Here is a 21,588-nt window from a genome sequence, read left to right on the forward strand (position 1 = left end):
ACCGCGAGGAATATTCATGTCTACCCCAAGCATGACGCTGTTCCACAACCGGGCATCACCTTACGTACGCAAAATCATGGTGCTGCTGCACGAAACCGGGCAGCTCAACCGTGTGGCCCTGCAAGCCTGCCAACTGACCCCGGTAAACCCGGACAGCGCGCTGAACCAGGACAACCCCCTGGGCAAGATTCCTGCCCTGCGCCTGGCCAACGGCCAAGTGCTCTACGACAGTCGGGTGATCCTCGAGTACCTGGACCAGCAACATGTCGGCAACCCACTGATTCCCCGAGAGGGTTCGTCCCGCTGGCGGCGCCTGACCCTGGCGGCCCTGGCCGACGGGATCATGGAGGCCGCCGTGCTGGTGCGTTACGAGCTGACCCTGCGGCCACCGGAACACCACTGGGAGCCGTGGCTCGAAGGCCAGCGTGACAAGATCCGGCGAGCCCTGGCAGTGCTTGAGGCCGAGGCGCTGGCCGAGCTGACCAGCCACTTCGACGTGGCCGCCATCAGCGTCGCCTGTGCCTTGGCTTACCTGGACTTCCGCCATCCGGACCTGGCGTGGCGCCAGCAACAGCCCGGCCTCGCTGTCTGGTACTTCGAGGTCAGTCAGCGGCCTTCGATGCTCGAGACCCGACCGCCGCTCTAATCGGTCAGGCGATCGGGCCTTTTCGCCGGCAAGCCGGCTCCTACAGCACGGGGCGTGGCTTGCTGGCGCACCAGCCACCACGCCTCCAGCGGAAACAACTCGCCAATGCGCAGCGTCAGGCTTTCCCGCAGACGCTGATCCTCGCGCAACCCCAACGACCTACTCACGCACCACCTCCAGATCGAACTGCAAGGGTGCCGGCTCCTTGCGCAAGCCAATGCCATACCAGTCCAGCTTGCGAGTCAGCACCATGAACACGCCCAACAGACCAAACAGCAGCAGCGAACCCATCAGCAGCGCGTAGTCCTCGGCGCTGAGCAGGCCGTAGAGCAAGCCATACAAAGCCGCCAGCCCCGCCGCAAAGGCCGCACCATTGCGCCAGCTGTGCAGCACATGGCTGACATAGAAACCGATCAGGCCGACACAGGCCGCCGCCGACAGGCCATACGCCAGCTCGAAGCCCAAGTGCTCGGACAGCGACAGCAGCAACAGGTAGAAGAACGCCAGGGCCACGCCCACCAGGCCGTATTGGATCGGGTGGACCGACAGGCTCTTGAGCACCTCGAAGAGGAAGAACCCGGCAAAGGTCAGGCCGATGAACAGCAACGCATATTTGATCGCCCGATCGCTTTTCAGGTACTGGTCCACCGGGTCGATGAAGCTCACGCCAAAACTGCGGCCATTAAAGTCGCGACACTCACTGGTGATCACGCAACGATCCAGGGCCTGCTGCAGGTTGGTGGAGAAGAACGAGGTCTGCCAGAGCGCCGAAAAGCCCTGCTCGGTGACCTCCCGCTGCACCGGCAGGTAGTTGCCGACAAAGCTTGGGTGAGGCCAGTTGGCCGTCAGCAGCACCTTGCTGGTCTTGCCCACCGGCAGCACCTGCAACTGCCCGGTGCCCTGCAGGCGCAGGTCGAAGGCGAAGTCCAGGCGGGTGCCTTTCTTCAGGTCAAGGGGCGGCAGCATCACGTGCACGCCTTCATCCAGCCAACTGACGAAGGTGCCCGGGGCGAAGTCCAGGGTCTGGCCATTGAGCTGCAGTTGCAGGGCGTTTTCGATACCGCGGATATCACTGATACCCACCGCCAGGAATGGCTGGTCGAACTGGTAGTCGGCGAAGTTATCCTTGATGCCGTACTGCTCGGGAACCACAAAGTGGCCACTGATGTGGTTGTCGGCATGGAACAGCCGCGCCTCATAGATGCCCCGGGCCCGCAGCTCGGTCTGGGCCTTGCCGTCCAGCTCGAAATGCTCCGGCAGGAAGAACAGCCGCCCTTGCTCCTCGCTGGTTTCCTGGTAGCGTTTCTTGGTTTTTTCGTCGGTCTTCCAGGTGCGCACGGTCTGGCGGTAATCCACCACCATCACCGGGCCGCTGATCTGCTGCTGGGTGCTGGAGCTGCGGGCGATATCGTCGAGCACGCCGTCGCGCAGGGACTGCCGCTCGCCGATCAGGCCACTGATCATCAAGAGCGGGATCAGCAACAGCAGGATCAGCAGGCCGATGGCCCCGAGTTTAAAGGTCAAGTTACGGTTCATGAGGCTCTCCCGGTTCGAATGGGGGAGAGTCTGGGACGCAGCCATGGGGGTTTTATGGGGACAATGTGGAGACTCTGTGGAGAATCCCCAGGGCCTGTGTGGCGAGGGCGCTTGCTCCCTCGTCACATCCCCCCTTCAAGTCCGCTTGATCAGGGCAGGCGCACGCTCACCTGTACCCCGCCTGGGACGTTGGCAATGTGCATCTGGCCGCCATGCAGTTGCACCACTTCCTCGACGAAGTTCAGCCCCAGGCCCGTACTCTTGCGCCCGCTGTCCGGGCGCGGCAGGGAATAGAAACGCTCGCACAGGCGCGGCAGGGCGTAGTCCGGAATCGGCTCGCCCTGGTTGAACAGGACCAGTTCCACGCCCTGCTCCACCCGTTGCGCGCTGCAACGCAGCAGGCCGCCCACGGGACTGAAGTCCAGGGCGTTGGTCAGCAGATTGCCCAGGGCCTGGCGTAGCAGGAACGGCTCGCCGGACCAGGCCAGGTCCGCCGGCACCGTCAATTCCACCTGCAGCTGTTTGCCTTCGATACGCCCGTGCTGGCTGTCGAGCAGTTCCTTGCACAAGGGCGCCAGGGGCACGCTGATCCGCTCTTCCAGGCCCTGGCGCTGTTCCACTTGCGCCAGGTTCAACAGGCGCTCGATCAGCTGCTGCATGCGTGCGCTTTCGCTGTCGATATTGCCGACGAAGCGCTGGCGCTGCTCCAGGGGCATCTCGCTTTGCAGCAGCTCCGCCGCGCCGCGAATCGCCGCCAGGGGGCTCTTGAGCTCGTGGGTCAGGGTGTGCACGTAGCGCTCCACATAGGCCTTGCCTTCGAGCTGGGTGCGCATGTGTTCCACCGCCGTCGCCAGTTGCTCCAGCTCGCCGCCGCGATAGTGCGGCAGCTCGGCGCGACGGCCTTCGCTGACCGCCAGGGCGTAAGCGGTCATGCGTCGCAGCGCTGCGCTCAGCCACCAGGACAGCAAGGCACCAAACAGCAGGCCCATGGCGATCAGCCCGGCGCCGTACCACAGCAGGCGGCGTTCGGTGCGGTCGACATAGGGCTGCAGGGAACTGTTGGGCTTGGCCACGGTGACCACGCCGATGATCTGGCCGTTGTCACGGATCGGCGCGCCCACGTGCATCACCGAGGAGTTGGGATCGTCGGCCAGCGAGCGCGACGAACGGGCGCCGTACTGGCCACGCAGGGTCAGGTACACGTCATTCCAGCGCGAATAATCCTGGCCCACCGCCAGGCCGCTGGAGTCCAGGACCACGATGCCCTTGGCGTCGGTGACGTAGATACGGTGGTTGACCTGATTCTTCGGCAGGCCCCAGATGGTCGCTGCCGGTTGCCGCTCGCCGTAAGCGCGCAGCAGCTGCGGCCAGCGGTTTTCGCTGAGGGTGCCGGCCTTGAAATCGTCCCGCAGGATCTCCGCCAGCAGGTTGGCGGTGTCCACCAGGGTTTCCTCGGTGGACTGGCGCACGCCGGGGCGGATCTCCTTCATCACCGTGCTCAGCACGAAATAGCCAGTCAGGCTGATGAACAGCAGATAGACCAGGAAGATGCGGATGCCCAGAGTCATCAGGCGTGACTCGGGCTGTAGCTGTAGCCCAGGCCGCGATGGGTCTGGATTGGCTCGGCCTGGGCCGCCACCAGGCGCAACTTGGCCCGCAGGCTTTTGATGTGGCTGTCGATATTGCGCTCGTAGCCCACATCCGCCACCACCCCCAGGGCGTCCAGCAGTTGCTCGCGGCTGAAGACTCGCTCGGGCTGCTCCAGCAGACATTGCAACAGACGGAATTCATGCCGGGTCAGGCTCAGGGGCTGGGCCCGATAACTGATCTGCACCCGTTCCGCGTCGATAGCAAACAAGGCCATCGCCGGTTCGGGGGCGGCTCGCGGGGTCATGCGCTTGAGGATCGCCTTGACCCGCGCCGCCACTTCCCGCGGGCTGAAAGGCTTGACCACATAGTCGTCGGCACCGATCTCCAGCCCCACCACCCGGTCGATCTCACCGTCCCGGGCGCTGAGGAACATCACCGGCACCTCGCTGAAGCGGCGCAGCTCCTTGCAGGTTTCAAAGCCGCTGATATCCGGCAGACCGATATCGAGGATGATCAGGTCCGCCGGGGTGGCCCGCTGATAGTCCAGGGCCCCGCGGCCCAGGCTCAGCCAAGTGGTGGTGAAACCTTCGCCTTGCAGGGCAAAGATCAGGGTGTCGGCAATCGCCGCTTCGTCTTCGACAATCAGGATATGGGGCATGGCATCCAAGCACGCAAATTCAGTGGGCGAACGGTGCCGGATGCCCGGTAAGCCGTCAATCAGCAGTCGGGCTTGTCTGCGGTATAACGCCGCGCCGGGTTCACCGCCGCGCCGAATTCACGCAGAGCCTTGGCGCCGATCAGCAGCGGGTAGTTGAAGCTGCTGCGGTCGGTGAGGTTGACCTCCACCGTGCGCTTGACGTTGCCCAGGCACATTTCCAGTTCCACCACCGGGCGCTTGGCCGACTGCGGTTCTTCAACCTCATCGCCCTCGTCGGAACGGCTCTTGATCTTGCTGATCCGCGCCACCTTGTGTTCATAGACCTTGCTCCCGGCATCCTTGGTGGCCAGGCGGAAACGCACCCAGTCCTCGCCGTCGCGGGTAAAGGTCTGGATATCCTTGGCCGACAGCGAAGCGGTCAGGGCTCCGGTGTCCATCTTGGCCTGCAGGGTTTCACCGATTTCCGGCAGGCGGATGTATTCGTAACGGCCATACAGCGTCGGCTCGGCGGCCATCACCGGCAGCGCCAACAGAGAAACAAGAGCAAGGACAGATTTCACGACAGTGGATTCCTTGTGAGAGGGGCAGCGGGATTTTAGACCGCTGCCAACGAATTGGTTCTACCCCTGCCCTGCAGGAGCCGGCTTGCCGGCGAAGAGGCCCAGCCTGCCCAACACCCTACCCGTCCCCAAGTGAAACATTCGTCAGCACACTAGCATTTGGCCTGTCCGGCGAAGCTGCTTATCATGGCGCGCCCAAAAGATTGTAAAGAGTGCCTTATGCGCCGCCTGCTCACCGGCTGTTTCGTCACCCTGCTCCTGCTGCTCAACACCCTGGTGCTGTTCGGCCCGCTGATGGTGTTTGCCCTGCTCAAGCTGGTCCTCCCGGGGCGCCTGCGGGACTACGCTTCCGCGGCGGTGATGTGGATCGCCGAAACCTGGGCCGAAATCGACAAGCTGATCTTTGCCCTGTGCATCCCTACCCACTGGGACATCCGCGGCGGCGAAGGCCTGCGTGAAGACACCTCCTACCTGGTGGTGAGCAACCACCAATCCTGGGTCGACATCCCGGCGCTGATCCAGACCCTCAACCGGCGCACGCCGTTCTTCAAGTTTTTCCTCAAGAAGGAACTGATCTGGGTGCCCTTCCTCGGTCTGGCCTGGTGGGCCCTGGACTACCCCTTCATGAAGCGCTACAGCAAGGCGTTCCTGGCCAAGCACCCGGAACTGCAAGGCAAGGACCTGGAAATCACCAAGGCTGCCTGCGAGCTGTTCAAGCGCCAGCCAGTGACCGTGGTCAACTACCTGGAGGGCACCCGTTTCACCCCAGCCAAGCGCCAGCAGCAGAACTCCCCCTTCCAGCACCTGCTCAAGCCCAAGGCTGGCGGCGTGGCCTTCGTTCTCGCAGCCCTGGGTGAACAACTGGACGCGGTGCTGGATGTGACTGTGGTCTATCCACAAGCACGCACCCCCGGTTTTTGGGACCTGATCTGCGGCAGCGTGCCCAAGGTGATCATCGACATCCGTACCCGCGAGCTGGACCCGTCGCTGTGGCACGGCGATTACGAAAACGACCCGGCGTTCCGCCAGCAAGTGCAGGACTGGGTCAACCGGCTATGGACCGACAAGGACCAGCGCATCAGCGAACTGCTGAGCGAAAACCGCTGATCAATCGATGATCACGTGGGGCAGGAAGCGGCTGCTGTCCTTGGTGATCGGCGAGTTGTCCTCACGAATGCCAATCCCCGCCGGCTGATCGCCGATCACCCAACTGCCGATCACTGTGTGATTACCGGCAAAGGTCGGCAGCGGCTGAAACTGCTGGCGGATACAGGGGCCACCACCGTAGGGCCCGGCTTCGATCAAACGCTCGCCACCCGCGGTGCAGATTTCCACATTGGCCCCTTCACGGGAAAAGAACGGCTTGCGCACCCAGCCCGCATTCAGGCTGGCGCAGGGGGCGTCGTCGATGAACGACGGCAGCAGGTTCGGGTGCCCCGCGTGCCGCTCCCAGAGCAGGGCCATGGCGCCCTTGTTGGACAGGATCGCCTTCCACGGCGGCTCGACAAACTGCGTGCCGCTGCCGGCAATCGCCGGGCCAAAGGCTTCGTTGAACAAATGCTCCCAGGGATAGAGCTTGAACAGGCTTTCAATGGGCGTGCCCAGCAGGTCGACAAAACGCCCGCCGGCATTCAGGCCAATCGCCTCGATATCGATCAGCCGCGTACCCAGGCCGGCCTGACGGGCGATGTCCCGCAGGTATTCGACGGTGCCGCGATCCTCAAGCGAGTCCCTGACCGAGGCGAAGTGCATCGGCGACTTGAAGCCACCCTGGACGAAGGCCTGGAGCAGCTTGTCTTCGATGCTGTTGAACTGATCGCAGCCCGCCGGCAGTTGTCCGCGCTGCATCTGCTGTTCGAGCCAGACGTACTGGAAGAAGCTCGCCTCATACAGCGAGGTCGGCGTGTCGTAGTTGGTTTCCAGGAGCTTGGCCGGACCTGCGCCGTCGTAGCACAGGTCCATGCGCCCATAGAGATGGGGCTCGCCCTGCTTCCAGGACTGGCGGATCAACTCATGGAAGGCCTCGGGGATGGCCAGGCGCTCCAGCAACTCTTCGCTGTCCACCACCTCGGCCACCAGGGCCATGCACAGCTCGTGCAGTTCCTGGGTCGGGTCTTCCAGGTCGTCCTCGATCTGTCGCAGGTTGAAGCGGTAATACGCCGACTCGTCCCAGTAAGGCTCGCCGTCGAAGGTGTGGAAAGCGAAGCCCAGTTGTTCCGCCGTGGCCTGCCAGTCCGCCCGCGGGGTGCTGGGGATGCGTTTCAAGAACCGAAGCTCCAACTGCTGTGGCTGGAGGAACCGAAGCCGCTGCGGCTGACCACTTCATGGGCACCGGCCAGGGAGTTGCCGGCGCTGGTGAAGTGTTCTGGGCTGGAAATACCGAAGCGTCCACCGTTGGCGCCGGAGAAGGTCTTGCCGGCCTCCACCTGCTGGCTGAGGGTGCTCAGTCGCGTACCGCCGCGACCGTCGCGCTCCTGATACAGGGGCTCGCTGAAATAGCGCGGCTCCGGGGTCGAGTCCAGGCCGATCCAGCGCCAGAAGCTGGAACCGGTGCTGGAGGAGTTGCTGCTACGGCCACCACCACCACCACCACCACTGCTGCTGCTGCTACCTGAACTGCTGCTGGAGCTGCTCTGTTGCTGTTCTTCCTCGGGCTCGACCGGCACCGTGCGCTGAGTGGTCAGGGCAAAGCCGCTGGAAAGCGGCACGTAGGCGCGGTTGTCCCGGGAGACCATGCACTTGCCCGTGAAGAACTCCTCCTCACAGCGTTGCAGATCCAGGTAACGCGGGGCCACGCTCTCTCCACGCTCGCTGGCATCAGCCCGAGCCGCCTGGCAGATCGCCAACGGGATCTGTGCTCGCTCGCATTCACTCAGACTGGTGAAGTTCTGGGTTTGGCGCACTTCCCGGGTCGCCTGGGGCTGACCGTCACAGGCGGCCAGGGCGAACGGCACGCTGCCCAGCAGCACCAGGCGCACACTTTTACTGCGCTTCATGCCGACGCCCTCAGACCGATGGGGTCATGCAGGCCGCATTCAGCAGGCCGACACCGACAGAGACCGAAGCCACCAGGATCGCTGCGGCGTTTTCCTGGTTGGCGATGCGCTGGGACAGCCCCTTGAGGATCAGGCTGACCACCAGGAACGTGAGCAATTGCACCACCGCGGCGACGCCGGCCCAGAGCAGGAAATCGATGATCGAAATGGAATGGGAAATTGCGCTGGCCACCGGAATCGCAAAGCCCAGCAAGGCACCGGACAGGGCGATCGACGCGGCACTGTTGCCCTGGCGGATCAGGGCGAATTCGTTATAAGGCGTCAGGCGCGTGTAGATGAACGCGTAGAGGGCAAAGACCAGGGCAGCGCCCAGCATGTAGAGCATGAAACCGAGCACCGCATCGGCGGGCAGAGACATCTTCAGTGCATCCATGAACATCGCGTTCAAGCTTCCTTGGAAAACGGGGCGCGAGATATAGCACAGGCCCGATTCGACGAAAACTCCAGGAAAGGTAAAGACGAGTGCATCAACAATCAGGAAAAGCCCCAACGCGCCCGGCGCCGGGGCTGCAGGGCGTTACTTGGCCACGCCCCAAATGCCGCTCAGGCTTTGCAGCAGAGAACCGCCGACGCCCTGCTGGCCCAGGTACTGCAGGATCAACGGGGCAAACTGGCCGATCATGCCGCTGTCCATGCCCAGGGCACCAAAGGCGTTGTTCAAGTCATTGGTGTCCTTGACGTTGCCCAGGGCGCTGTCCAGGCCGGCGGTTTTACCGGAAGACTGACCGAGCAGGCCGCCCAAGGCGCCCAAACTGCCCAGGGCGTTGCTGCCCGAGAGCTGGTCCAGGCCCGGTACGCTTTTGCTCAGTTGTGAATAGTCCGAACTGCTCAGTTGATTCTTCGCCAGGCCGAGCATGGCGCCGGTGCCGCCGACGGCTTGCTCAGGGGTGACATTGAGTTGCGACAGGGTGCCCAGCAGACCGGCGGTCTGGGAGGTCGGTGCGGCAGCAGCGGCCTTGTCGCCGCCCTGCATGCCGGCAATGGCATTGGCCGCATCGTTCAGGCTGAAACCGCCGGCCAAAGCCGAACCGGCTGCCAGGGTCATCAGGGTAGCCAGGGCGAAACCGCGTGGAATATTCATCGAAACAACCTCATGGGGCGAGAAACCACCCGGATTCGGGCAGCGGGAAAACAGTGTTTTGACTGAGGCCGACGGCGAATGTTCCGACACCCACCCTGCCGTCCGGCGGCTGCATCCAGGCCCGCTGCTGCTACGTATATCGTTCACAAGCGCCTATCCCAGCCCCGGCACGAGGCAACAGGACGTGAATGGAACAACCGCCCCCCCTGGACTAATCTTTGGCTGCGTCAGTCGGCGTCTGTCGTTGCCCCTTGCCCCAGTTCCTGCCAGGAGAACCGCTATCTCGACCCTCGACACCGATCAGCTGCGGCACCTGCTGGCCCAGTGTTCACTGGGCGATCGCCGGGCCTTCGAAACCCTCTATCGCAGTGTTGCGCCACGCCTGCACGGCGTCGCCCTGCGCTTCATGGGCCGCCGCGATCTGGCCGAAGAGGTGCTGCAGGAAAGCTTCGTGCGCATCTGGAACAACGCCGTGCGCTACCAGCCGCACCTGTCCGCGCCCCTGACCTGGATGATCAACATCACCCGCAACCAGGCCATCGACCAGTTGCGCAAACACCGCGAACGGCCGTTGGGCGAGTTCGAAGAACAACAGCTGGAGGACCAAAGCCCTTCAGCCCACGAACAACTGGACAGCGCGCGCCAAGCCCAGGCCCTGAACCGCTGTCTGGAAAACCTCGACGGCATGCAACGCCAATCCATCACCGTGGCCTACTTCCAGGGCCTGTCCTGCTCGGAGCTGGCCGAACACTTGGCGGCGCCCCTGGGCTCGGTGAAATCCTGGATTCGCCGGGGCATGGAACGCCTGCGCCGGTGCCTTGAAGCATGAACTATCAAACCCCTGAACGACGCCGCGCCCTGGCCGCCGACTACGCCATCGGCCTGATGCAGGGCGCCGCACGCCGGCGCTTTGAAATGCTCTTGCTGGATGACACCGCCCTGCGTGAAGAACTGGCGCAGTGGCAGGAAAGCCTGGCCCCTTTGACCGACGCCTTGCCTGAAGAGGTGGTGCCGGAGCGGGTCTGGGAGGGTATCCAGGCACGCATCGAACCCCAGGTCCTGCATGTACCGAAGAAAAATCCACTGTGGATGCGCCTGCGCCTGGCGATTGCCGCCTGCGCAGTCGTGGCGACCCTGTACATCGGCTTTATCCAGCAAAGCGATCAGGTGCGCTACAGCGCCACCCTGCTCAGCGCCGACCAGCAACCGGCGCTGCGGATCAAGGCTCACGCCCAGTACCTGCAAGTCGAACCCCTGACCCTGGCGGCTGTTGGCCTGGACCGCAGCCTGGAACTCTGGGCGATCCCTGCCGACGGCCAGCCGATTTCCCTCGGCGTGGTGCCGGTGGGGGGCAAAGGCAAGATCAACCTGAGCCCGGCCCAGCGCGAGCTGCTGGGCACCCCGATCGCCCTGGCGGTGAGCCTCGAACCCCACGGCGGCTCGCCTACCGGGCAACCCACCGGGCCGGTGCTGTACCAGGGACAACTTACAGTGCTGTAACCGGCACCCGCTGGCGTAGGAGCGGGCTTGCCCGCGAACGCCCTCAAGGTAAACTCCGCGCCCAGGCCCCCACCCACGCCTTTGCAGACAGCCCCCCTGCCTGCCATGGAAGACCCCGCGCCACCTGGCGCCATCAACCGAACGGACTCTTATGAGAGCTGCGCTATACAGCTGCATCCTGCTGGCCCTGGCAACGGCCCTGTTCCTCTGGCGAATCGGCACCCCGGTCGATAGCAGCCAATGCACCGACGCGGCCCCGGGCCCCCTGACCGGCTTCATCCGCCAGCACTTCAGCGATCGCCAGGGAGCCGACTGGCGCGACGACGGCAGTGCCTTGGGCATTCTTGGCGTTGCCGAGGCCCAGGCGTTCGCCCGCCAACCCGAGCGTTACTACTGCGAAGCCCTGAACCTGCTGCAGGACCCAGAGCGAACCCAGACAGAAAAGGTGCATACCACGGCCCTGATGCTGTCCCTGCCCCTCGACTACTACCTGGACCTCATGGACCGCAGCCACCAGCTGTACCAGCGCGGCGCCATGGACCGCCCCGTCCTGACCCTGGTGCTGATACCAAGAGGCACGGCGCTGAACTACTGGTGGCTGCCCCAGTGGCGCTCGCGCTTCCAGCGGGATGCGCCAGGCATCCTGGCCGAGACCGACATAAAGGAAATCCTGAGTGGCGAACACTGGTTCGACTACCCGGGTAGAGGCTATTGACTCACCATCCGCAACCGTTACCGAGCACTCGCCGAACAACCGACAATTCCTGCAAGACATCAACCGATGGCTGCGACCTGATGGATGTGCTGGGACGGCGCTTGTGCGCCACACTGATCGCCTGATTGAAAGTGCCTCCCCCCAGAAGAAAAAAACGCCGCGTTCTCGGCAAGAGAAGGCGGCGTTTTAAGTGACTGACAGGCTTCAACCCAAAGGCTGACGGTCCTCAGGCAGCGCTGAACAGCTTGTGCGGGTCGATGACGAATTTCTTCGGCACGCCGGCGTCGAACTCGCCATAGCCGCGCGGGGCGTCGTCGAGGCTGATGACTTCAACCCCCACCACGTCGGCAATGTTGATGCGGTCCCACATGATGGCCTGCATCAGTTGGCGGTTGTATTTCATCACCGGGGTCTGGCCGGTGTGGAAGCTGTGGGACTTGGCCCAGCCCAGGCCGAAGCGGATGCTCAGGCTGCCCATCTTCGCCGCGGCGTCCACGGCTCCCGGGTCTTCGGTGACGTACAGGCCGGGAATGCCGATCTTGCCCGCCACCCGCACCACGCCCATCAGCGAGTTGAGCACGGTGGCCGGGGCTTCGTGCTGAGCACCGGCATGGCCGTGGCCACGGGCTTCGAAGCCCACGGCGTCCACTGCGCAGTCGACTTCCGGCTCGCCTAGCAAATCGGCGATCTGTTCGTGCAACGGGGTGTCCTTGGACAGATCGGCAATTTCAAAACCCTGGGCCTTGGCGTGGGCCAGGCGCACCGGGTTGACGTCGCCGACAATCACCACCGCCGCCCCCAGCAAGCGCGCAGAAGCGGCGGCCGCCAGACCGACCGGACCGGCACCGGCCACATAAACGGTGCTGCCCGGGCCAACGCCAGCAGTGACGGCGCCGTGATAACCGGTGGGCAGGATGTCGGAGAGGCAAGTCAGGTCGCGGATCTTCTCCATGGCCTTGTCGCGATTCGGCAGTTTCAGCAAGTTGAAGTCGGCGTAAGGCACCAGCACGTACTCGGCCTGGCCACCGGTCCAGTCGCCCATGTCGACGTAGCCGTAGGCACCACCGGCGCGGGCCGGGTTGACGGTCAGGCAGACCCCGGTGTGTTGCTCCTTGCAGGAACGGCAGCGCCCGCACGCCACGTTGAACGGCACCGAAACCAGATCGCCGATCTTCAGGTTCTCGACGTCACTGCCCTTCTCGATGACTTCGCCGGTGATTTCGTGGCCCAGGACCAGGCCGACCTGGGCGGTGGTACGGCCACGGACCATGTGTTGGTCCGAACCGCAGATGTTGGTGGAGACCACGCGCAGGATGACGCCGTGCTCAATCTTCCTGCCACGCGGGTCCTGCATTTTTGGATAGTCGATTTTCCGTACTTCGACCTTGCCGCTGCCGAGATACACGACACCACGATTACCAGACATGCTTTCACCTCGCTGTTGTTGTTATGGAACCGCGTTACCCACAGGGGAAACACGTGGATTGCTCGGGTACAGATGCTGTTTCGTTTTCAAAATCGCTTTCACGCGAACAGGCGCAACGCCTGTAGGAGCGAGCTTGCTCGCGAAGGGCTGCGCAGCCGCCCCAAGAATCATCAGAGCACCACCGTGCGGTTGCCGTTCAAGAACACCCGCCGTTCGATGTGATAACCCACCGCCCGGGCCAGGGTCAGGCCTTCGATGTCCCGGCCCTTGGCAATCAGGTCTTCGGGGTAGTAACTGTGGTCCACCACTTCCACGCCCTGGGCGATGATCGGGCCTTCGTCCAGGTCGTTGTTGATGTAGTGCGCGGTGGCGCCCACCAGTTTCACGCCCTTGTTGTAGGCCTGGTGATAAGGCTTGGCGCCCTTGAAACCCGGCAGCAGGGAGTGGTGGATATTGATCGCCTTGCCATCGAGCTTGCGGCACAGCTCCGGCGACAGCACCTGCATGTAGCGGGCAAGAATCACCAGTTCGGCACCGGAGTCCTCGATCACCTGCCACACCTGACGCTCCTGGGACGGCTTGTCGTTGGGGTCGAGGGGGAAGTGGTGGTAGGGAATCTGGTGCCAGTCGGCCAGGGGTTTGAGGTCCGGGTGGTTGGACACCACCGCCACCACGTCCATGGGCAACTGGCCGATGCGCTGGCGATAGAGCAAGTCGTTGAGGCAGTGGTCGGCCTTGGAGACCATGATCACCACCTTCGGCCGGTAGTGTGGCGCGGTCAGTTCGAAGTTCATCTCGAAGGCCTTGGCTCGCTGCGCCAGGCCATCGCGAAAGCCCTGTTCGTCGAGGCCGTCGGGCTGGCGAAATTCCACGCGAATGAAGAAGCGGCCCGAGAGCCGGTCATCGAAGGAATGGTGCTCGGTGACGTAGCAGCCCTGCTCGAACAGAAAGCGGGTCACCGCGTCCACCGTGCCGAGCACGCTGGGGCAATCGGCGGTGAGAATCCATGTATCGGGGGCGCGGCTCATGGGCAGTAACTCCTGTTCGTTGGGGCAACCGCAGCGCGGTCGATTCTCTACCAAGCCAAGCTGGGTTCAGTCCTGCACGCTCAGGCCATATTCAGCGGCGGCATCCTGCAGCCACATCCACCAGTAATCGGAAAAGCTGCGGCGTACCAGCAGTTCCCAGGTGTCTTCGCCTGTACGGCGAATCACCAGCTGCGACTTGGCGAACACCGTGCCCACCGCCTTGCCCACCGGAAAGTTGTTCGGGTGCACGTCGTAGCTGGTGGACTTCATCAGCACCTGACGCACGTTGGGGCCGGACAGTTCGAGGATCTGCTGGCCACCGCTGACGTTGACGATCTGGATATGCAGGTCGCCCAGGGCTGCGCGCAGGTTCTGCTCGGCGGCGAATTCTTCACCGCTGGGCACGATCAGCAACCACTCATCCGGGCCCAGCCATTGCAGGCTGCTGTCGCCGTTGACCACCACGCTCAGGGCGCCCGGCAATTCGATACCCAGGGCCTTGTGCACGCCGGCGGCGAAGGCCGGATCGTGGCCGTCGCCACGGATCGTCAGGTGGCCGAGGAGTTTTTTCTCGCGCAGGATCACCCCGGCGTTCTTGCGGCCCTTGCCCACCAGGCTCGGCAGGTCGGCGTGGTGCAAGGACGACTCGGCCTTGGCCCCGCTGGTAGGGCGCTGTTGGTAAACGTTGACTGCGGTCATAGAGCACCTGTCCTGAATTCTGTTGATAACGCCAGCCCTGTGGGGGCGGCTGTCGGCGAAGAGGCGCTTGGGCCTTGTGCCGGCCCTGAGGCCGCCTTCGCCGGCAAGCCGGCTCCTACGTGAACCGTGTTGTGCCTTAGATGTTCTGACGATCGCCTTTGGGGTCGAAGAACACCGAAGAAACGATTTCCGCCTCGATCACCCGGCCATCGGCCAGGGGCGCGAAGACCCGCTCGCCCAGGCGCTTGAGGCCGCCCTTGACCACGCCCAGGGCGAAGGAATAACCCAGGGAGTTGTGGGCGTAGCTGGAGGTCACGTGACCGACCATGCTCATGGGAATCGCCTGCTTGGGGTTGAACACCAGTTGCGCGCCTTCCGGCAGCCACTGGGTCGGGTCGATCGGCTTGAGCCCCACCAGTTGCTTGCGCTCCTCGCGCACGCAGTCTTCACGGTTCATCCCGCGCCAGCCGATCCACGAGAACGGCTTGGTCCGGCCCACGCACCAGCCCATGTTCAGGTCGTCCGGGGTCATGGAACCGTCGGTGTCCTGGCCAACAATGATGAAACCCTTCTCGGCCCGCAGCACGTGCATGGTCTCGGTGCCATAGGGGGTCAGGTTGTACTTCTTGCCGGCCTCGACGATCTGCTCCAGCACGCCCATGGCGTAGTCGGCCTGGACGTTGACCTCGTAGGACAGCTCGCCGGTGAAGGAGATACGGAACACCCGCGCCGGCACGCCGCCCACCAGGCCTTCCTTCCAGGTCATGAACGGGAAGCCGTCCTTGTCCAGGTCGATGTCGGTGACTTCGCTCAACAGCTTGCGGCTGTTGGGGCCCGACAGGGTCATGGTGGCCCAGTGGTCGGTGACCGAGGTGAAGTACACCTTGAGATCCGGCCATTCGGTCTGCTGGTAGATCTCCAGCCACTGCAGCACGCGAGCCGCGCCGCCGGTGGTGGTGGTCATCAGGAAGTGGTTGTCGGCCAGACAGGCAGTGACGCCGTCGTCGAAGACCATGCCGTCTTCCTTGCACATCAGGCCGTAGCGGGCCTTGCCCACGTCGAGCTTGGTCCAGGCGTTGGTGTAGATGCGGTTGAGGAATTCACGGGCGTCCGGGCCCTGGATGTCGATCTTGCCCAGGGTCGAGGCGTCCAGCAGGCCAACGCTGTCACGCACGGCCAGGCATTCACGCTTGACCGCGGCGTGCAGGTCTTCGCCGTTTTTCGGGAAGTACCAAGGGCGCTTCCACTGGCCGACGTCTTCGAACTCGGCGCCGTTCTTCACGTGCCAGGCATGCAGCGCGGTGAAACGCACCGGCTCGAAGATGTGCCCACAGTGACGACCGGCCACGGCGCCGAAGGTCACCGGCGTGTAGTTCGGACGGAACATGGTGGTGCCCATCTGCGGGATGCTGACGTTCAGCGAGCGGGCAGCAATGGCCAGGCCGTTGACGTTGCCCAGCTTGCCCTGATCGGTACCGAAGCCCAGGGCGGTGTAGCGCTTGACGTGTTCCACCGACTCGAAGCCCTCGCGGGTCGCCAGTTCGATGGCGGCGGCGGTGACGTCGTTCTGCAGGTCGACGAATTGCTTCGGCGCCCGAGCAGTGCCTTTTTCATGGGGCACCTGGAACAGCGCCAGGGTCGGTTCTTCAAGGCGGGCCAGGGCTTTGGGCAGCACGCCCTCCACGCTCTGGAAGCCGGCTTCGCTGGCGGCGCGTACACCGCCCTCGAAACCATCGGCCAGGGTGTCGCCGAGGCTGTAGACGCCGTTGATGCCACCGACGCACACGCGTTTCTGCGGCGCTTCACCGGGCACAAAACCGAGGATGTCTTCACGCCACACCGGCTTGCCGCCCAGGTGCGAAGCCAGGTGCACCACTGGGCTGTAGCCGCCGGAGCTGGCGATCAGGTCGCAATCGAGCCATTCGCCAGGGCTGGTGACCTTGTGCGCCTTGACGTCGATGGCCGCTATGCGCGCGCCGGTCACGTGTTTGCTGCCACGGGCTTCGATCACCGCACTGGAAGTGAGGATGCGGATGCCCTTGGCCCGGGCTTCTTCCACCAGAGCGCCGCGGGGGTTGTGCCGCGCATCGGCGATGGCCACCACTTGCAGGCTGGCGTCGAGCCAGTCCAGGGCCACGCGGTAGGCATGGTCGTTGTTGGTGGACAGCACCAGCTTCTTGCCCGGGGCCACGCCGTAGCGGCGCACGTAGGTGGACACGGCACCGGCCAGCATGTTGCCCGGCACATCGTTGTTGCCGTAGACCAGCGGCCGCTCGTGGGCGCCGGTGGCCAGCACCACACGCTTGGCGCGAACCCGGTGGATACGCTGGCGCACCTGGCCGATCGGCGCACGGTCGCCCAGGTGATCGGTGAGACGCTCGTGAATGGTCAGGAAGTTATGGTCGTGGTAGCCGTTGACCGTGGCCCGTGGCAGCAGCAACACATCCGGCAGCGACTTGAGTTCGGCGACCACGCTGGCCACCCACTCCACCGCCGGCTTGCCGTCCAGGCTTTCGCGACTGTCCAGCAGGGTGCCGCCGAATTCTTCCTGCTCGTCGGCCAGGATCACCCGGGCGCCGCTACGGGCAGCGGCCAGGGCAGCGGCGAGACCGGCGGGGCCGCCGCCGACAATCAGCACGTCGCAGTGCTGGTTCATGTTGTCGTAGGTGTCCGCATCGTTCTCGGTGGGCGAACGGCCCAGGCCCGCGGCCTTGCGGATGTACTTCTCGTAGGTCATCCAGAACGATTGCGGGTACATGAAGGTTTTGTAGTAGAAGCCCGGTGGCATCAGCTTGCCGCCGACCTTGCCGAGAATCCCCATCATGTCGTTGTTGACGCTGGGCCAGCCGTTGGTGCTGGTGGCCACCAGGCCCTGGTACAGCGCCTGTTGGGTAGCGCGCACGTTGGGGATCTGGGTGGCTTCGGTGGCGCCGATCTGCAGCACCGCGTTGGGCTCTTCACAGCCCGCGGCGAAGATGCCCCGGGGCCGGGAATACTTGAAGCTGCGACCGATGATGTCCACACCGTTGGCCAGCAGGGCCGAGGCCAGGGTGTCGCCCTCGAAGCCTTTGTAGGTCTGGCCGTTGAAGGTGAAGGTGAGGACTTTGTTGCGGTCGATGCGTCCGCCGTTGGACAGGCGATTGGTCTGGCTCATACCTTCTCTCCAGCAGCCTTGGCGGTGACCTGCGGTTTGGTGCCAATCTTGTAGGTTTCAAGAATTTCGTAGGTGACGGTGTCGCGGGTGGCGTTGAAGTACTGGCGGCAACCGGCGGCGTGAATCCACAACTCGTGGTGCAGGCCGCGGGGGTTGTCGCGGAAGAACATGTAGTCGCCCCACTCCTCGTCGGTGCAGGCGTTGGGGTCCAGGGGCCGTGGAATGTGCGCCTGGCCGGACGAGTGGAATTCCTCTTCGGAGCGCAGTTCGCCGCAGTGAGGACAGAAGATATGCAACATAGGTATTTGTCCTTTTAGTGGGCGACCGCAGCAGCGCCGTGTTCGTCGATCAGCGCACCGTTGTGGAAACGGTCGATGGAGAAAGGAGCGGCCAGAGGATGCATCTCGCCCTTGGCCAGACTGGCGGCAAACACGTTGCCCGAGCCCGGGGTGGCCTTGAAGCCACCAGTGCCCCAACCGCAGTTGAAGAACATGTTCGGCACCGGCGTCTTGGAGATGATCGGGCAGGCGTCCGGGCTGGTGTCGACGATGCCGCCCCACTGCCGGTTCATGCGCACTCGGGAGAGAACCGGGAACATCTCGACGATGGCCTGGATGGTGTGCTCGATCACCGGGTAGGAGCCGCGCTGGCCGTAGCCGACCCAGCCGTCGATACCGGCACCGATCACCAGATCGCCCTTGTCCGACTGACTGATATAGCCGTGCACCGCGTTGGACATGATCACGCTGTCGATGATCGGTTTGATCGGCTCCGACACCAGCGCTTGCAGCGGGTGGGATTCGATCGGCAGACGGAAGCCCGCGAGCTTGGCCATGTGCCCGGAGTTACCGGCCGTGACCACTCCGACGCGCTTGGCGCCGATAAAGCCCTTGTTGGTCTCGACGCCGATGCACACGCCGTTTTCCTTGCGAAAGCCAATGACTTCAGTCTGCTGGATCAGGTCCACGCCCAGGGCGTCGGCGGCCCGGGCGAAACCCCAGGCCACGGCATCGTGACGGGCCACGCCGCCACGGCGCTGGACCGTGGCGCCAAGCACCGGGTAGCGGGTGTTCTTCGAGCAGTCCAGGTAAGGGATCTCGTCCGCTACCTGCTGGGTGTTGAGCAGCTCGCCGTCGATGCCGTTGAGGCGGTTGGCGCTCACCCGACGCTCGGAATCACGGATGTCCTGCAGCGTGTGGCACAGGTTGTAGACCCCGCGCTGGGAGAACATCACGTTGTAGTTGAGGTCCTGGGACAGGCCTTCCCACAATTTCATGGCGTGCTCGTAAAGCTGCGCCGACTCGTCCCACAGGTAGTTGGAACGCACGATGGTGGTGTTGCGCGCGGTGTTGCCGCCGCCCAGCCAGCCTTTTTCCACCACCGCGACGTTGGTGATGCCGTGTTCCTTGGCCAGGTAGTAGGCGGTCGCCAGGCCGTGCCCGCCACCGCCGACTATGACCACGTCATAGACTTTCTTCGGGGTCGGCGTGCGCCACATGCGCTGCCAGTTTTCATGGTGGCTGAGAGAGTGCTTGAAGAGGCCGAAGCCCGAATAGCGTTGCATAGTCATTGCTCCAGTTGCGGCTCTCAGCGGTAAACCGGGAAATCAGCGCACAGGGTCGCCACCTGGCGAGCGACATTGGCCTCGACGTCGGCATCGCCGAGGTGGTCGAGGATGTCGCAGATCCAGCCAGCCAGTTCAATGCACTGGGTGACCTTGAATCCGCGGGTGGTGACCGCCGGGGTGCCGATGCGCAGGCCGGACGTCACAAACGGCGACTGCGGGTCGTTGGGCACGGCGTTCTTGTTCACGGTGATGTGGGCACGGCCCAGGGCGGCATCAGCATCTTTGCCGGTCAGGCCCTGACGAATCAGGCTGACCAGGAACAGGTGGTTGTCGGTGCCGCCGGACACTACATCGTAGCCACGTTTGATAAATACGCCGGCCATGGCCTGGGCGTTGTCGATCACTTGCTGCTGATAGGCCTTGAAGCCCGGCTCCGACGCTTCCTTGAAGCACACCGCCTTGGCGGCGATCACGTGCATCAACGGACCGCCCTGGGCACCCGGGAACACCGCAGCGTTGAGTTTCTTCTCGATCTCTTCGTTGGCCTTGGCCAGGATCAGGCCGCCACGGGGACCGCGCAGGGTCTTGTGGGTGGTGGTGGTGACCACATCGGCATAGGGCAGCGGGTTGGGATACAGACCAGCGGCGACCAACCCGGCGACGTGGGCCATGTCGACGAACAGCAGTGCCCCGACCTTGTCGGCGATCTGCCGGAAGCGCGGGAAATCCAGGGTCTTGGAGTAGGCCGAGAAGCCGGCGACGATCATCTTCGGCTTGTGTTCAACGGCCAGGCGCTCGACCTCGTCGTAGTCGATCAGCCCGGTGCGGGTATCGATACCGTACTGCACGGCGTTGTACAGCTTGCCCGAGGACGACACCTTGGCGCCGTGGGTCAGGTGGCCGCCATGGGCCAGGCTCATACCGAGGATGGTGTCGCCGGCCTGCAGCAGGGCCAGGTACACCTCGCTGTTGGCCGAAGAACCGGAATGCGGCTGGACGTTGGCGTAGTCGGCACCGAACAGCTGCTTGGCACGCTCGATGGCCAGGGCCTCGACCTTGTCCACATGCTCGCAGCCACCGTAGTAGCGCTTGCCCGGATAGCCTTCGGCGTACTTGTTGGTCAGCCCGCTGCCTTGCGCCTGCATCACCCGCTTGCTGGTGTAGTTCTCCGACGCGATCAGCTCGATGTGATCTTCCTGGCGTTGTTCCTCGGCATTGATCGCCGCCAGCAGTGCATCGTCGTAACCCTGGATCTGGTCTTGCTTGCTGAACATCACGTCTCTCCCAGCGGCGGCGGTGCGCCTTTCGTCTCGGTGAGGCCAGCCTTAAAGCTGTGCCCTTTGGATGCGATGGTATGACCGGCAAGGGGAACTCAAATGCCTATGGACGCCACACAAAGGTGCGTTTACGACATGCCCTGGCGCCCACGGACAAATGCCTGCCCGCGCCACCCGCCAACGGCTCTGGATCGGGCCTGTCCCTCCCCCGCCCCGCCACGCCCCTCCCCCGCAAGAGCTGGCTTGCCAGCGAACAGGCCCTCAAGCCAGACACAAATCCGACGGACGCCTTCGCCGGCAAGCCGGCTCCTACAAGGAGGCGCGCAGGGCCAGCAGAAGAAGAAAATGCAGGGGATACAGCCCATACGCCCAACGCCGCATCGCCGGCGCCGGGCAACCGCGCAAGACCCGCAGCAGCATCAGCCCCAACAGTGGCGCCAACAGACAAGCGGCAATACCGCAGGTCGCCACCCAATTGCCCAGGCGCGCCGCCGGGAACAAGGTTTCCCATTGGTTGGCCGCCAGACACAAGGCCCCCGGCAACAGGCTGAAATACCAGGACCGACGCAGCACCAGCACCAGGGCCAACGGCAGCAACACCCCGAACGCACCAAACATCAGCCAGCGGGAAAACCCCAGCGCCAACAGCAGGGCCGCCAAGCCAAGCGCCAACGCCAGCCCCCCGGGCCGCTGCCAGCCCCGGGCCACCAGCAGCCCCAGGGCCAGGGTCGGCAATACATTCAAGGTGTCGGGATCAGGAACAAACAGGCGATAGGGAATCTCACTGAGCCCGCTGAACAGCAGCAACCAGCCCAGGTAGCGCCATTGCCCGGACGGGCGCCCTTCGCGCTCGCCCAGGCGCATCAGATTCACCGCCATTGCCAGGCAGAACCAGGGAAATGCCAGGCGCCCAGGCACATACAGCCAGTCCAGGCTCAGGCCTACATAACGCAGGTGATCGAGAACCATGCTCAGCAGCGCCAGCCACTTCAGCGCATCCAGCGCCCCATCGCGCCGGCCGTTGTCGGTTTTCAGCATCGCTTCACGCATAAATCCTTATGGGCCATGCATTATTCCGGCATAAACAGAGCGTGT

General features: G+C 63.9%; 22 protein-coding genes. 5 read left to right on the forward strand and 17 right to left on the reverse strand.

Annotation, left to right across the window (positions count from 1 at the left end):
• Window positions 1–16: 16 nt before the first annotated feature.
• A complete protein-coding gene (locus ACSSVC_RS01050) occupies window positions 17–646 on the forward strand; it encodes a glutathione S-transferase (protein WP_492611909.1) in 630 nt (209 codons plus the stop codon).
• Here the strand turns inward: ACSSVC_RS01050 and ACSSVC_RS01055 are convergent.
• The 5 genes from ACSSVC_RS01055 to rloA2 form a co-directional block, all read right to left on the reverse strand.
• Window positions 643–813, reverse strand: a complete 171-nt coding sequence (locus tag ACSSVC_RS01055; protein ID WP_346633140.1) for a hypothetical protein — start codon at window positions 811–813, stop codon at window positions 643–645. The two genes, ACSSVC_RS01050 and ACSSVC_RS01055, sit on opposite strands and share 4 nt — an antisense overlap.
• Complete coding sequence (gene creD, locus ACSSVC_RS01060; RefSeq protein WP_492611910.1) at window positions 806–2,182, reverse strand: cell envelope integrity protein CreD; 1,377 nt, start codon at window positions 2,180–2,182, stop codon at window positions 806–808. The genes ACSSVC_RS01055 and creD overlap by 8 nt, the downstream gene beginning before the upstream one ends.
• A 149-nt stretch (window positions 2,183–2,331) precedes the next feature.
• On the reverse strand, window positions 2,332–3,750 hold the full coding sequence (gene creC, locus ACSSVC_RS01065) for a two-component system sensor histidine kinase CreC (RefSeq protein WP_404937806.1): 1,419 nt from the start codon (window positions 3,748–3,750) through the stop codon (window positions 2,332–2,334).
• Window positions 3,750–4,430, reverse strand: a complete 681-nt coding sequence (gene creB, locus ACSSVC_RS01070; protein WP_492611911.1) for a two-component system response regulator CreB — start codon at window positions 4,428–4,430, stop codon at window positions 3,750–3,752. The genes creC and creB overlap by 1 nt, the downstream gene beginning before the upstream one ends.
• Window positions 4,431–4,489: 59 nt before the next feature.
• On the reverse strand, window positions 4,490–4,990 hold the full coding sequence (gene rloA2 / locus ACSSVC_RS01075; protein WP_346633144.1) for a retropepsin-like aspartic peptidase RloA2: 501 nt from the start codon (window positions 4,988–4,990) through the stop codon (window positions 4,490–4,492).
• 219 nt (window positions 4,991–5,209) lie between these two features.
• Here rloA2 and yihG point away from each other — a divergent pair, with 219 nt between their 5' ends.
• On the forward strand, window positions 5,210–6,097 hold the full coding sequence (gene yihG, locus ACSSVC_RS01080) for a 1-acylglycerol-3-phosphate O-acyltransferase, YihG family (RefSeq protein WP_492611912.1): 888 nt from the start codon (window positions 5,210–5,212) through the stop codon (window positions 6,095–6,097).
• Here the strand turns inward: yihG and ACSSVC_RS01085 are convergent, their stop codons facing one another.
• The 4 genes from ACSSVC_RS01085 to ACSSVC_RS01100 form a co-directional block, all read right to left on the reverse strand.
• Window positions 6,098–7,255 (reverse strand): glutathionylspermidine synthase family protein, encoded by a 1,158-nt coding sequence (locus tag ACSSVC_RS01085; protein ID WP_346633146.1) that lies wholly within the window; start codon window positions 7,253–7,255, stop codon window positions 6,098–6,100.
• Window positions 7,252–7,986 (reverse strand): DUF1190 domain-containing protein, encoded by a 735-nt coding sequence (locus ACSSVC_RS01090; RefSeq protein ID WP_492611913.1) that lies wholly within the window; start codon window positions 7,984–7,986, stop codon window positions 7,252–7,254. The genes ACSSVC_RS01085 and ACSSVC_RS01090 overlap by 4 nt, the downstream gene beginning before the upstream one ends.
• A gap of 10 nt (window positions 7,987–7,996) precedes the next feature.
• The gene (locus tag ACSSVC_RS01095) at window positions 7,997–8,425 is read right to left on the reverse strand and encodes a DUF350 domain-containing protein (protein WP_446439337.1); all 429 of its coding nucleotides are present in this window, start codon (window positions 8,423–8,425) and stop codon (window positions 7,997–7,999) included.
• A gap of 138 nt (window positions 8,426–8,563) precedes the next feature.
• The gene (locus ACSSVC_RS01100; RefSeq protein WP_123726552.1) at window positions 8,564–9,127 is read right to left on the reverse strand and encodes a DUF2780 domain-containing protein; all 564 of its coding nucleotides are present in this window, start codon (window positions 9,125–9,127) and stop codon (window positions 8,564–8,566) included.
• A 184-nt stretch (window positions 9,128–9,311) separates the two neighbouring features.
• Here ACSSVC_RS01100 and ACSSVC_RS01105 point away from each other — a divergent pair, with 184 nt between their 5' ends.
• From ACSSVC_RS01105 to ACSSVC_RS01115, 3 genes are all read left to right on the forward strand, one after another.
• A complete protein-coding gene (locus ACSSVC_RS01105) occupies window positions 9,312–9,956 on the forward strand; it encodes a sigma-70 family RNA polymerase sigma factor (protein ID WP_404937809.1) in 645 nt (214 codons plus the stop codon).
• Window positions 9,953–10,627, forward strand: a complete 675-nt coding sequence (locus ACSSVC_RS01110; RefSeq protein WP_346633150.1) for an anti-sigma factor — start codon at window positions 9,953–9,955, stop codon at window positions 10,625–10,627. The genes ACSSVC_RS01105 and ACSSVC_RS01110 overlap by 4 nt, the downstream gene beginning before the upstream one ends.
• Before the next feature lie 151 nt (window positions 10,628–10,778).
• Entirely contained in the window at window positions 10,779–11,342 is a 564-nt protein-coding gene (locus ACSSVC_RS01115) for a hypothetical protein (protein WP_492611914.1), read from the forward strand.
• 226 nt (window positions 11,343–11,568) lie between these two features.
• Here ACSSVC_RS01115 and fdhA read toward each other — a convergent pair whose 3' ends face one another.
• The 8 genes from fdhA to ACSSVC_RS01155 all read right to left on the reverse strand — a co-directional run bounded on the left by fdhA (window position 11,569) and on the right by ACSSVC_RS01155 (window position 21,543).
• On the reverse strand, window positions 11,569–12,768 hold the full coding sequence (fdhA, locus tag ACSSVC_RS01120) for a formaldehyde dehydrogenase, glutathione-independent (RefSeq protein ID WP_015637296.1): 1,200 nt from the start codon (window positions 12,766–12,768) through the stop codon (window positions 11,569–11,571).
• Between the two features lie 170 nt (window positions 12,769–12,938).
• A complete protein-coding gene (gene purU / locus ACSSVC_RS01125) occupies window positions 12,939–13,796 on the reverse strand; it encodes a formyltetrahydrofolate deformylase (protein WP_041752650.1) in 858 nt (285 codons plus the stop codon).
• Window positions 13,797–13,862: 66 nt separating this feature from the next.
• Window positions 13,863–14,495 (reverse strand): sarcosine oxidase subunit gamma, encoded by a 633-nt coding sequence (locus tag ACSSVC_RS01130; protein ID WP_492611915.1) that lies wholly within the window; start codon window positions 14,493–14,495, stop codon window positions 13,863–13,865.
• 136 nt (window positions 14,496–14,631) lie between these two features.
• A complete protein-coding gene (locus ACSSVC_RS01135; protein WP_404937812.1) occupies window positions 14,632–17,649 on the reverse strand; it encodes a sarcosine oxidase subunit alpha in 3,018 nt (1,005 codons plus the stop codon).
• Window positions 17,646–17,948 carry a sarcosine oxidase subunit delta gene (locus tag ACSSVC_RS01140; RefSeq protein WP_492611916.1) on the reverse strand — a complete coding sequence of 101 codons (303 nt, stop codon included), beginning with the start codon at window positions 17,946–17,948 and terminating at the stop codon, window positions 17,646–17,648. Before ACSSVC_RS01140 ends, ACSSVC_RS01135 begins: the two co-directional genes overlap by 4 nt.
• A 14-nt stretch (window positions 17,949–17,962) precedes the next feature.
• On the reverse strand, window positions 17,963–19,213 hold the full coding sequence (locus tag ACSSVC_RS01145) for a sarcosine oxidase subunit beta family protein (RefSeq protein WP_011063903.1): 1,251 nt from the start codon (window positions 19,211–19,213) through the stop codon (window positions 17,963–17,965).
• A gap of 23 nt (window positions 19,214–19,236) precedes the next feature.
• Window positions 19,237–20,490: a serine hydroxymethyltransferase gene (locus ACSSVC_RS01150; protein ID WP_346633153.1), complete on the reverse strand. Its 1,254-nt coding sequence runs from the start codon at window positions 20,488–20,490 to the stop codon at window positions 19,237–19,239.
• Window positions 20,491–20,802: 312 nt separating this feature from the next.
• Window positions 20,803–21,543, reverse strand: a complete 741-nt coding sequence (locus ACSSVC_RS01155; protein WP_492611917.1) for a TraX family protein — start codon at window positions 21,541–21,543, stop codon at window positions 20,803–20,805.
• Between the last annotated feature and the right edge of the window lie 45 nt (window positions 21,544–21,588).

The sequence above is a fragment of the Pseudomonas sp. E1BtOHC1 genome (assembly GCF_058744285.1).

Coding starts and splice junctions, on each gene's coding strand:
- ACSSVC_RS01050 (WP_492611909.1), top strand. CDS start 17: ATGTCTACCCCAAGCATGACGCTGTTCCACAACCGGGCATCACCTTAC.
- creD (WP_492611910.1), bottom strand. CDS start 2,182: ATGAACCGTAACTTGACCTTTAAACTCGGGGCCATCGGCCTGCTGATC.
- creC (WP_404937806.1), bottom strand. CDS start 3,750: ATGACTCTGGGCATCCGCATCTTCCTGGTCTATCTGCTGTTCATCAGC.
- creB (WP_492611911.1), bottom strand. CDS start 4,430: ATGCCCCATATCCTGATTGTCGAAGACGAAGCGGCGATTGCCGACACC.
- yihG (WP_492611912.1), top strand. CDS start 5,210: ATGCGCCGCCTGCTCACCGGCTGTTTCGTCACCCTGCTCCTGCTGCTC.
- ACSSVC_RS01090 (WP_492611913.1), bottom strand. CDS start 7,986: ATGAAGCGCAGTAAAAGTGTGCGCCTGGTGCTGCTGGGCAGCGTGCCG.
- ACSSVC_RS01095 (WP_446439337.1), bottom strand. CDS start 8,425: ATGTTCATGGATGCACTGAAGATGTCTCTGCCCGCCGATGCGGTGCTC.
- ACSSVC_RS01100 (WP_123726552.1), bottom strand. CDS start 9,127: ATGAATATTCCACGCGGTTTCGCCCTGGCTACCCTGATGACCCTGGCA.
- ACSSVC_RS01110 (WP_346633150.1), top strand. CDS start 9,953: ATGAACTATCAAACCCCTGAACGACGCCGCGCCCTGGCCGCCGACTAC.
- ACSSVC_RS01115 (WP_492611914.1), top strand. CDS start 10,779: ATGAGAGCTGCGCTATACAGCTGCATCCTGCTGGCCCTGGCAACGGCC.
- fdhA (WP_015637296.1), bottom strand. CDS start 12,768: ATGTCTGGTAATCGTGGTGTCGTGTATCTCGGCAGCGGCAAGGTCGAA.
- purU (WP_041752650.1), bottom strand. CDS start 13,796: ATGAGCCGCGCCCCCGATACATGGATTCTCACCGCCGATTGCCCCAGC.
- ACSSVC_RS01130 (WP_492611915.1), bottom strand. CDS start 14,495: ATGACCGCAGTCAACGTTTACCAACAGCGCCCTACCAGCGGGGCCAAG.
- ACSSVC_RS01135 (WP_404937812.1), bottom strand. CDS start 17,649: ATGAGCCAGACCAATCGCCTGTCCAACGGCGGACGCATCGACCGCAAC.
- ACSSVC_RS01140 (WP_492611916.1), bottom strand. CDS start 17,948: ATGTTGCATATCTTCTGTCCTCACTGCGGCGAACTGCGCTCCGAAGAG.
- ACSSVC_RS01145 (WP_011063903.1), bottom strand. CDS start 19,213: ATGCAACGCTATTCGGGCTTCGGCCTCTTCAAGCACTCTCTCAGCCAC.
- ACSSVC_RS01150 (WP_346633153.1), bottom strand. CDS start 20,490: ATGTTCAGCAAGCAAGACCAGATCCAGGGTTACGACGATGCACTGCTG.
- ACSSVC_RS01155 (WP_492611917.1), bottom strand. CDS start 21,543: ATGCGTGAAGCGATGCTGAAAACCGACAACGGCCGGCGCGATGGGGCG.